Here is an 11,183-nt window from a genome sequence, read left to right on the forward strand (position 1 = left end):
TCTGGCCGGTGACGGCCAACGGCAAGCTCGACCGCAAGGCGTTGCCCAAGCCCGACAACAGCGCCCTGCAGCAGGCCTACCGGGCGCCGCAAACCCCGCTCGAGCAGCACGTTGCGGGTATCTGGCAGGAGGTGCTCGGCCTGGAGCGGGTGGGCCTTGGCGACCACTTCTTCGAGCTGGGTGGTCACTCGTTGCTGGCGACCCAGGCGGTATCGCGGATGCGCAAGCTGCCGGGTGTGCAAGTGACGTTGCGTGACCTGTTCGATCACCCGGTGCTGGAGCGCCTGCTGGCAGCGCTCGGCGGCGCTGGCAAGGCTGCGACCGCGCACGGTGTCGAGCTATTGGCCCATGGCGAAAAAACCACCGCACCGTTGTCGTTGATGCAGCGGCGCTTGTGGGTTGCCGAGCAATTGTCCGGGGGCAGTGCTGCCTACGGCATGCCATTGGCCCTGCGCCTGCAAGGGCCGCTGCAGGTCGAGGTGTTGCGCAACAGCCTGAACGCGCTGGCGCAGCGACATGAAGTGTTGCGTACGGCCTACGTGCAGGACGACGAGGGTGATCCGCTGGCGCTGATTGCCGACCGGATCGAGGTGGATATCACCCTCGACGACTGGTCCGGGTTCAGCCCGCAGGAGCAGCAACGGTGCATTGCCGACGCCACCCTGGCCAACGCCAGCACACCGATTGCACTGGAGCATGCGCCGTTGTTGCGCTGCCGTCTGGCGCGCCTGGCAGACCAGGAACATGTGCTGTTCTTCGCCATGCACCACATCATCTCCGATGGCTGGTCGATGGGCGTGCTGGTCCGCGACCTGGTTGAAATCTACCGTCACAGCGCCCCAGGGCAGACCCACCTTCTGGCGCCGTTACCGCTGCAGTATTCAGACTTTGCCTTGTGGCAGCAGGCCCTCGAGCAGGCGGGTGAGCTGCAGCGCCAGGCAAGCTACTGGCAACAGGCCTTGGCGGGCCATACCGGCCACCTTGAGCTGCCACTGGAACAGCCGCGCAGCGAGCAGGCCTCCCATGCTGGCGGTGCGGTGGACTTCAGCCTGTCGCCGGCATTGACCGATGCGCTTGGCCAGTTCGCGGCCAAGGCCGGGGTGACCCTGTACAGCACGCTGCTGGCAGCGTTCCAGTGGTTGATGCACCAGACCAGCGGTGCCCACGACGTACTGGTCGGGGCCGACACCGCAGGCCGGCAGCACAGCGAACTGGAAGGCCTGATCGGCTTCTTCGTCAATGTGTTGCCGCTGCGTTCCAGGGTGAGTGATGGGCTGGCCTTCGGTGACTTCGTGCAGGGCACCCAGCGCACCTTGCTCGCGGCCCTGGAGCATCAGGACCTGCCGTTCGACATGATCGTCGAGGCCCATGGCGCCCCGCGGGTGCGCGGCATGAACCCGCTGGTGCAGGTGCTGTTCGTGATGAACAACCTGCCCGTACGCAGCGAAGCCCTGGCCGACATTACCGTGCAGGCGCTGCCCGCCCCGGCGCTGTATTCGAAGTTCGACATGGCCCTGTTCATCGAACAGGAGGCCGGGCAGCTCAGTGGCAACTGGCAGTTTGCGACAACGCTTTTCAGGCAAGAGCATATCCAGCGACTCGTCAGCGCATGGATCGCGATGCTCGAACAGATCGTCAGTGTTCAGGATATGAGGTGGCAAGCGATGAACGTTCCATTACAGGGTGGCGCCCTGGCTGGCAGCACACCGGTAAGCGCCCCGGCCAGCAAGGCCGACAAGCTGGGCAAATTCCTCAAGCGCTCTGCCGGCGCCACTGCAGCTGCACCGCCACGGGCGGCGGTGCGCGAGTCGCTGCTGGTACCAGGCCAGCTGTTCCCGTTGCTCGTCGAGCCTGGCGACGCATCGATCGACCTGATCGAGTGGGTGCGCAACAACCGGCCGCTGGTCGAGCGCAAGCTGGGCGAGCATGCCGGGATCCTGTTCCGCGGCTTTGCCCTGGAGGGTATCCAGGGGTTTGAAGCATTCGCCGAAGCTGTACAGCCGGGGCTTTACGGTCAATACGGTGACCTGCCGAAGAAGGAGGGGGGCAAGAACACCTACCGCTCCACGCCGTACCCGGAAACCAAAATGATCTTGTTCCATAACGAGAGTGCGCACCAGGACAGCTGGCCGCGCAAGCAGATGTTCTATTGCGAGCAGCCTTCGCCGGTCGGCGGTGCCACGCCGGTGGTCGACTGCCGCCTGATGTACGAAAAGCTGCCGCAGGCACTGCGGCAAACCCTCGAGGACAAAGGGCTGCTGTATGTGCGCACGTTCGCCGACAAGCTCGACGTGCCATGGCAGCATTTCTTCCGCACCGATGACCGCGCCGAGGTCGAGGCCCGTTGCCGTGCCGCTGGCATCGAATGGCGCTGGCTGGACAACGACGAGTTGCAGACCCGCACCCGCTGCCCGGCAATCATCACGCACCCGATCACCGGCGCACGCTCGTTCTTCAACCAGGTGCAGCTGCACCACATCTATTGGCTGGAGCCGGATGCGCGTGAAGACCTGCTGGCCATGTTCGGCCTGGAGCGCATGCCACGGCATGTGTACTTCGGCGATGGTTCGCCGATCCCCGATCAGGACATGCAACTGATCGGCGAGCTGTATGAAGCCTGTGCCGTGCGGTTCCAATGGCAGAAAGGCGACGTGATCCTGGTCGACAACATGCTGGCGGCGCATGCCCGTGACCCGTACGAGGGGCCGCGCAAGATCGTCGTGGCGATGGGCGACATGTTCGACCGGGCCGCGCTGGAGGCGGCTGCGGCCATGCAGGTGATGGCGACCGAGGAGGCCCAGGAATGAACAGTTACGTAGACCAGGCCGAGGACATCGGTTTTGCCCTGACCGTCGACCAGCAACACTGGCTCGATGCCTTGCCCGCTTGCCCGGACTGGTCACAGGCCGCGACGCTGCTGAAGATCAGCGTTCAGGGCCGGCCGGACCCGGCGCGCCTGAGCCAGGCGCTTGAGCGCTTGGTCGAGCGCCACCCGATATTGGCCGGGCGCCTGGGCACTGCCCCGGGATACCGCGGCATGCGCCAGTTCATCGGCGCCCGGCGGCCAGCCCTGACGCTGGCAGTGCAGGCCGAGGCAGGTGCGCCGGCACTGCTCGAGCCTTGGTTGCAGCAGCGCTTCGAAATCGACCAGCTGCCAGCCGCCCAGGCCTTGCTGGTACCGGCCGCCGATGCCGGGCAATGGCATCTATGGCTTGGGGTGGCGGGCTTTGCCTGCGACGCGGCTGGCATGGCCATGCTGTACCGTGACCTGGCGGCGTTGTATGACACGCCAGCCGTGCCGGATGAAGACCTGCCTGAAGCCTTCGGGCAGTATCTGGAGTGGCGTGCCGAAGTGACCCAGGATGAGGATGCAGCGGCAGCCCGTGGCTACTGGCAAGGGCACCTGATGCCAACGGAGCAGGGCATGAGCGCGCCTTGGCCAGCCTATCGCCAGGACCAACCAGCGACGCATCAGGCACACCATCAGGTGAATCTGCCGCTGGCCTTGCAGGGGCAGTTGCAACGCCTGGCCGACGCCCGTCAGGCCAGCCTGGACACGCTGCTGCAGGCGGCCTGGTGGGCCTTGCTGGGCCGGCTTGGCGACAGCAACCGGTTGTTGGGCGCCTGGCAGCACGATGCGCGACAGGATTATGACTACTTCGCGAACAGTGCGGGGTCGTTCAGCAAGTTATTGCCGTTGTGCCTGCAGTGGGCTGACGAAACCCGTTTCGGCGAGCACCTTGCAGCGCTCGGCGCCGCGCTGGAGCAGCATGTGGCGTGGCAGGAGTACTGGGTACCGGAATGGGTGCCCACAGCCGTGCCGACCGTGGCGTTTTCCACTACGCCGGCGCTCGCGCCGCAGGTTGCCGGCGGGCTGTGCTGGCAGGGCGAGCTACTGGCGCCACGCCTGCCGGCGGGCATCGAGCTGCAGCTGCGCATTTGCCCAGCAGCGGGTGCTGACCAACCGATTACCGTGAGCCTGGATTACCTGGCCGGGCGCTACAGTGCGCGCGGCATGCAAGGCCTGCTGGAGCAGTACATTGAATTGCTGCGCAGCATCGTCCAGGCGCCGGACCGCCCGCTGCGGCAGTTGAACCTGCTGGGTGAAGCCGAGCGCCAGCGCCTGCTGTCGATCAACCCCGCGCCGCAACCACTGGCCGCGACATCACTGGCGGTACAGATCAGCCAGTGGGCAATCGACACCCCCGACGCGCTGGCACTGGTCGCAGGTGACGCGGGCCTGAGTTACGCCCAACTGGAGTTGGCAGTGCAGCGCCTGGCGCTGGCGCTGCAGCAGGCTGGCGTGCAACCCGGGGCGGTGCTGGCACTGGCGCTGCCGCGTTCGCTGGACTGGGTTGTGGCGATGTTGGCCAGTTGGCGTGTCGGCGCAGCCTACCTGGCGCTGGAGCCGCACTGGCCCGTTGCCCGGCAGGTGCGCCTGATGACACAGGCCGGCGCCACGCAGGTGCTGGTCGAACCGGCAGCGGTGGCCAGCCTGCGTGAGCAGGGCATAGAGGCGCTGAGCCTCGACAGCCTGTACCCGCTGGCGGTTGACACTGCACGGCTGCAACCGCACGCCGCCAGCGCCAGCGATGCCGCCTATGTCCTGTTCACCTCGGGCTCGACAGGCACCCCCAAAGGCGTGGTGGTCGAGCACCGGCAACTGCTGAACTACACCGCAGGCGTGTGCCACACGCTGGCGCTGGAGGGCTGTCGTCACTTCGCATTCGGCTCGACGGTGTCGGCCGACCTTGGCCATACGACGCTGTTCGCAGCCTTGTATGTGGGTGCGACACTGCACGTGGCCGCCGACGAGGTGATGAAGGATGCTGAACTGTTTGCTGCGTACCTCGAGCAGCAGGCAATCGACTGCCTGAAGATCGTGCCGTCGCACCTGAGCGCGCTGCTGGAGTCGAAGGCACCGGCAGTACCGGCCACCGTCATCCTGGGCGGGGAAGCCCCGAGCGCGGCGTTGCTGCAGCGCCTGTTGCAGATACGTCCGGACTGCAAGCTGTTCAACCATTACGGCCCGACCGAAACCACGGTCGGGGTCATGGTGCACCCGGTTCGGGCGGTACCGACCGGCACCCTCGGGTTGTCGCAGGTGTTGCCCAACAACCAGGTCTATGTGCTGGATCAGCACTTGCAGTTGGCGGTCACCGGCGTGCTGGGCGAACTGTATGTCGGTGGGCAGCAGGTGTGTCGCGGCTACCTGCAAGATGTGCAGAGTGACCCGCCGGCGTTCGTCGAGAGCCCGTTCGTGACGGGCGAGCGGCTTTACCGCACCGGCGACCTGGCCCGCTATCGCCCGGACGGTGCTATCGAGCTGCAAGGCCGGCGCGACCATCAGGTGAAGATACGCGGCTTCCGCATCGAGCTGGCGGAGATCGAGGCACAGCTGTCGGGTGCACCGCAGGTGGTCGAGGCGGCGGTGTTGTGTGATGGAGAAGCGCTGAGCGCGTATGTCAGCTTGCGCGACGAGGCCACGGCGGCTGCCCTGGACGCGGTCCGCGAGTACCTTGCCCGGCAACTGCCGGCGGTGATGCTGCCGCGTACCCTGCAGGCATTGCCGCGGTTGCCGCGCCTGGGCAACGGCAAGCTCGACCGGCAAGCGTTGCGGCAGGTGGGCAATGAACCTGCGGCGGGGCTGCTGGCCCCGCGTGATGCACTGGAAACCGTGATTGCGCAGCGCATGGCGCAACTGCTGGGGCTGGAGCAAGTGGGCATCGAGCAGGACTTTTTTGCACTGGGCGGGCATTCGCTGCTGGTCATCAAGCTGGCGGCAGGTATTCGCAAGTTGCTGCAGTGCGACATCAATCCAGGCGTCATCTTCGACCACGCTACGGTTGCCACCCTTGCCCAGGCGCTGCGCGAGCGCGAAGCCAACCCTGGCCAGTTGCTCAAGCTGGCCCAGGCCCGTCTGCGGCTCGACAGCATGAGCCCTGAAGAAAAAGCCCGGCTGCTGGAAAAGAGCCGCTGAGCCTCACCACGCCCAGGGGCGGGCAACCCGCCCCTGGGGTCTTTTGCATTGCCTCCCCCGTACTGCCGTGCCGATTGCGTGGAAGGATGCCGGCGAGATACTAATGCAAAAAATTCTCATTCTGGATTTTCCAGGGTGATGCGTCTTATGTAGGAGCGCGCTGAAAGCCACACGTGGCAAGCCGTTTTGACTTGCGTGTCAGGCGTCTGTCGCGGGATCTGCCCGGGGGAGGATGGGCAGCTCGGCCGTTTGGGGGCCGTTGGCGGGCGCGGGACGATTTCATTACACGATATAAATAGAGAAATACCATGCCAGCAGGATTTTTCGAGTTCAAACCATTGGTCAAGGCGCTTTGCATGTCCCGCTCGATCAGCGCCCGCTCATCCCGGGCGTTGTTCGGCAAAGGGGTGCTGGGCGCCGCATTGATGCTGCCCATGGCCGCCCAGGTCTGGGCTCAGGGGGTCAACTTCGACATCGCTGCCCAGTCGCTGCCCAACGCCCTGCGTGCGCTTGGCGAGCAGGCCGATGTGCAGTTCATCTACAACGCCTCGGAAATGGCCGACCTGCGTGGCAATGAAGTGCGTGGCAGCTACACCGTCGACGCGGCAGTGGCCAAGCTGTTGCGCGGCTTGCCGGTCAGCTACAGCCTGGAGGGCGATACCCTGACCCTGGTGCGGCGTGAGCGCGCTGCGTCCTCGGCGCTGGAGCTGGGCACCACCAGCATCACGGGCAACACGTTGGGCGTGACCACCGAAGGCAGCAACTCGTATACCACCGGTGGCGTCACCATCGGCAAGAGCGAACACAAGCTCAAGGACATTCCGCAGAGCGTGTCGGTGATGACCCGCAAGCGCATGGATGACCAGAACATCACCGACCTGACGGAACTGTTGGCCAACGCCCCGGGCATGACCTTCGCCAAAAGCCCGGGTACCGGCGGCTTCATCACCTCGCGCGGTTTCGAAATCGACTCGCTGCAGTACGATGGCGTGCCCATGACCCGTGGCATCTACGCGCTGGGCAGCTACCTGACGGAACCGACGGCATTCTATGACCGTGTGGAACTGCTGCGTGGCGGCGCGGCGCTGCTGCAAGGGGCCAACAGCCCCGGTGGCGCGATCAACTTCGTGCGCAAGCGCGGCCAGGCCAAGCCGACAGTCACCCTGACCGCCCAGGCCGGTTCCTGGGACCACTATGCCACCCAGGTTGACGTTGGCGGCCCGCTGAACGAGGCGGGCAACATCCGTGGGCGTGCCGTGGTCGACTACGATACGCGCAACTCGTTCATCGACTATGTGGGCGGCTGGGAGCAGAAGGTCTACGGTGCGCTGGACTTCGACCTGTCTGAAGACACCACCCTCGGTGTCGGCATCAGCGATCGCAAGACGCGTTTCACGCCCATGGTCGCCGGTTTGCCGCGCTTCAGTGATGGCCGGGACGTAGGCTTGTCGCGCTCGACCTTCACCGGCTCCGACTGGAACCGCGGCATGACTGAGCAGCTGGCGTTGTATGTCGACCTCGAGCACCGCTTCAACGACCACTGGAAGTTCAAGACCGCGGCGGTGGCGATCAACGAGCGCAACGAAATGACCTACGCCTACGTGGTAGCGCCGACCGGCCTGGCCAACGATGGGTCTGGGTTGTTCGACTGGCGCTATGCCACTGATTTCAACTCCCACAGCCGTGGCCTGGACATGTTCGTCGATGGCGACTTCAACGGTTTTGGCTTCGACCAGGAAGTGGTCTTCGGCGGTAACTACTCACGCTTCACCAGCGACAACACCATGGCGGTGGTGCGCAGCGCCGGGGCGAACATTTTCGATCTCGACAACCACTTGCCCTTCGAGAACTACGACAGCCTGGCGGCCCGTGGCACGCGTACCGACAGCCAGTACACGATCGTGCAGAAAGGTATCTACGGTACCTGGCGCGTCAAGCTGACCGACCCGCTGACCCTGATCCTCGGTGGGCGTACCAGCTGGTACTCCTACGATTACGACTCTCAGGTCTATGAGGCCGGTGTCTATAAGTATGACAGCCCGGCTTCCAAGGCCAACAACGGTGTCGTCACCCCTTACGCGGGCCTGGTTTACGAATTGACGCCGCAATGGTCGGCCTACGCCAGCTATGCGGACGTCTTCATTCCGCAGAGTGCCAAGGGCGTCGGTGGCTCTACGATCGAGCCGATCGTTGGCAGCAACTACGAACTCGGTCTGAAGGGTGAACTCTACGATGGCCAGGTCAATACCAGCGTTGCCCTGTTCCGCTATGACCACGAGAACCGAGCGGTGCCGGTTCAGGATGTCGCACAAATCTGTGATGGGTCCAGATGCTCCGAAGCGTCCGGCAAAGTGCGTAGCCAGGGCCTTGAGGCCGAGATCAACGGTGAGGTGCTGCCAGGCCTGCAAGCGTCGGCCAGTTACGTCTACAACACCACCAAGTACCTCAAGGACAACACGAACGAGGGCAAGATCTTCTCCACCTGGACGCCGAAACACTCGGTGAAGGTGTGGACGGACTACACCCTGCCTGGTGACTTCAGCCGCTTCAGTGTCGGCGGCGGTTTCAACAGCCAGAGCAGTACCGTTGCCTTCGATCGCAAGTTCGATTCGCCCGGCTTCACCATCTGGAATGCGCGCCTTGGTTACAAGGTCAGCGACGAAGTCAGCCTGGCGGTCAACTTCAACAACATCTTCGACAAGGTCTACTACATTCCGTCGTATGCGGCCGTCACTGCCAACAACTATTACGGCGACCCTCGCAACTTCATGTTCTCGGTCAAATACACCCCGCAGTTCTGAACCTGGGGCCACGCAGGCCATCTTGGCGGGTACCCCGCCCAGATGGCCTGCGCCAGGTCACAGCTCCCGCGCTACACGAAAGCCCAGGAAGTCGCCACGTACCGTGCGTTCGCGATCATTGCGATTGCCCGAACGCGAGAAGATCGGCGCTTCACCCCAGTCATTCCCGCGCATGTGCGCCGCCTGGCAAAGCCCGCCGTCGGCCTCCATCCAGGCGCTGCCATCGCTGGGCGCGCCGACGTAGTCCTTGTGGTAGCAGTCGGCGACCCATTCATACACGTTACCGTGCATGTCATAGACGCCAAAGGCATTGGGCGGGTAGCTGCCTACCGGTGAGGTGTAGCTGTAGCCGTCCTTGGGACCGTAGGTATTGGCGTGCTTGCTGATCTGGTAGTCGCCTTCTTCATCGAACGGGAACGGGAACGGCCCGGTGGAGCCGGCCCGTGCCGCGTACTCGCGTTCGGCCTCGCTGAGCATGCGGTAAGTGTGGCCGGTCTTTTTGCTCAGCCACTGCGCATAGGCCTGCACATCGTAGTAATCGACGCACACTGCCGGCTGGCGCGGCCCTTGCGGGTAGCGAGGCTTGCTGGCCTGGCACAGGCGCCCTGGGCGTTTGTCACCGTCCTTGATGACCACGCCGGTTTCCTTGATATAGGCATCCAGCTCGCCGGCGGTGACCTGGAAGCGGCTGATGGCGAAGGGTTTGGCGAAGGTCACGGTATGTTGCGGGCCTTCGTCGGGCTGCTTGCCCGGTTCGTCATCCGGCGTGCCCATGACGAAACTGCCCGCAGGCAGCACGACCATTTCCGGGCAGCCGGCCTTGCAATCCTGGAAGACCTCGCCCGGGGTCTTGCTGGCAGCCTGGGCGAGTAGCGGGCAGGCCGCCATGGCCAGGGCAAGGGCCAGGCCGGTGACGGTGTAGGGAGCGCACTTCATGGCGAACGTTTCCTTTTTGGCAGGTGTGACGGGGTATTCAGGGTGCCGGGCAGCTACGGCCGAACGCCTCGATGAACGAGTCGATCAGGGGCTGCTCCAGCATCATGGTTTCGTGTGGGTAGGGTGAGTGCAGCGAAACGTCCAGCTCACCCCCTGCGCAGAACTGGCGGATGACCTGCTCGGCGGCGTGAATGTGTGCTGCGCTCTTGTGCACCTGCGACCACCAGCAACTGGGCTTGACCCTGAGCGGAGTGAGGGTGAAATCGGCGAAGCTCGCTTCCAGCTGATCGTGGATGTCGAACGCCTGGGCATTCATGATCTGGGCCTTGGCACTGGCCAGCACGCCCTGGACATCGCTGCCAGCGTCAGCCAGGTGCGCCGTGGCCCACTGGTAGAACGCCTTGACGTCCTGAGTAGGGTTGGCGTGCAGCTGCTCGGCGGCGGCCTGTTTGGCCTGCGGGAACAACAGGCCGAACAGCTCGACGGTGTCTTGCAGCTCGCGCTGGCCCGGCGTATCGCTGTGGCGGGCTGGGCGAGGGGTGTGAGGGGGGAACGCGGCGCGGCTTAACTGCGCCTCGGGCAGGGTGCTGTCGACCAGCCCCAGGAATGCGACCTCGCAGCCGGCCTGTTCCAGCTGCCGGGCGATGTCCCAGGCAATGCTGCCGCCCAGGGACCAGCCCATCAGGCGGTATGGCCCGGACGGTTGTGCCTGGCGGATCTGTGCGGTGTAGTCGGCGATCATCGCTTGCCAGCCTTGCCGTTCGGCCAGCGCCGGGCTGCCGCCCCGGTGCTGCACGCCGTAGACGCAAGCCTGCGGTTCCAGGCACCTGGCCAGCGGCTGATAGCTGAAGACCATGCCGCCGCTGGGGTGGATACAGAACAATGCAGGCAGCGGTGTGGCCGGGCGGTTGAGGGGCACGATGCACGGGCTCGCACAGGCATGCTCACGGCCCAGATGTGCAGCCAACAGGTCGATGCGGGGGTAGGCGAGCAGGTCCTGGATACGCACTGCCAGGCCCAGTGCCTGCTTGATGCTGGCCAGCAGCTGGATGGCCAGCAACGAGTGGCCACCTAGTTCGAAGAAGTGATCGTCGCGGCTGATACGTTCGACGTTGAGCGCGGTTTGCCACAACGTGGCCAAGGCCTGTTCCAGCGCGCCCTGGGGAGCGTTGTAGGCTTGCTGCAGCAGGCTGGCATCGGCCTTGGGCAAGGCCTTGCGGTCGAGCTTGCCGTTGGCTGTCAGTGGCCATTGGTCGAGCAGCAGCAGGTGCGCCGGGACCATGTAGTCCGGCAGCGCTTCCTTCAGCTGTTCGCGCAGCTGCGCGCGCAGCCCGGCCTGCTGCTCCAGCGCTACCTCGGCAGCGGGGATCAGGTAGGCCACCAGCTGCTGGCCGGTCGCGCCTTCCTGGGCCAGCACCAGGGCCTCGCGCACCTGTGGCTGCGCCTGCAGGCGGGCTTCGATCTCA

Annotated in this window: 5 protein-coding genes; 3 read left to right on the top strand and 2 right to left on the bottom strand. The window is 64.8% G+C overall.

The genetic code is table 11. The annotated features are described in order from the left end of the window. From BJQ17_RS28465 to BJQ17_RS28475, 3 genes are all read left to right on the top strand, one after another. A partial coding sequence (locus BJQ17_RS28465) for a condensation domain-containing protein (protein WP_175442766.1) occupies positions 1–2,807 on the top strand: 2,807 nt, incomplete at its 5' end. Then, positions 2,804–5,980 (top strand): amino acid adenylation domain-containing protein, encoded by a 3,177-nt coding sequence (locus tag BJQ17_RS28470; protein WP_070096953.1) that lies wholly within the window; start codon positions 2,804–2,806, stop codon positions 5,978–5,980. The genes BJQ17_RS28465 and BJQ17_RS28470, both read left to right, overlap by 4 nt. A 308-nt stretch (positions 5,981–6,288) precedes the next feature. After that, positions 6,289–8,781 carry a TonB-dependent siderophore receptor gene (locus tag BJQ17_RS28475; RefSeq protein WP_070096954.1) on the top strand — a complete coding sequence of 831 codons (2,493 nt, stop codon included), beginning with the start codon at positions 6,289–6,291 and terminating at the stop codon, positions 8,779–8,781. Positions 8,782–8,838: 57 nt separating this feature from the next. Here BJQ17_RS28475 and BJQ17_RS28480 read toward each other — a convergent pair whose 3' ends face one another. Then, complete coding sequence (locus BJQ17_RS28480) at positions 8,839–9,717, bottom strand: formylglycine-generating enzyme family protein (RefSeq protein ID WP_003255995.1); 879 nt, start codon at positions 9,715–9,717, stop codon at positions 8,839–8,841. Positions 9,718–9,754: 37 nt separating this feature from the next. Beyond that, on the bottom strand, positions 9,755–11,183 hold a 1,429-nt coding region (locus BJQ17_RS28485; RefSeq protein ID WP_256560038.1), incomplete at its 5' end, for a thioesterase domain-containing protein.

It is taken from the genome of Pseudomonas sp. NBRC 111139, assembly GCF_001753955.1.
Taxonomy (GTDB): Bacteria; Pseudomonadota; Gammaproteobacteria; order Pseudomonadales; family Pseudomonadaceae; genus Aquipseudomonas; species Aquipseudomonas alloputida.

Coding starts and splice junctions, on each gene's coding strand:
- BJQ17_RS28480 (WP_003255995.1), bottom strand. CDS start 9,717: ATGAAGTGCGCTCCCTACACCGTCACCGGCCTGGCCCTTGCCCTGGCC.
- BJQ17_RS28475 (WP_070096954.1), top strand. CDS start 6,289: ATGCCAGCAGGATTTTTCGAGTTCAAACCATTGGTCAAGGCGCTTTGC.
- BJQ17_RS28470 (WP_070096953.1), top strand. CDS start 2,804: ATGAACAGTTACGTAGACCAGGCCGAGGACATCGGTTTTGCCCTGACC.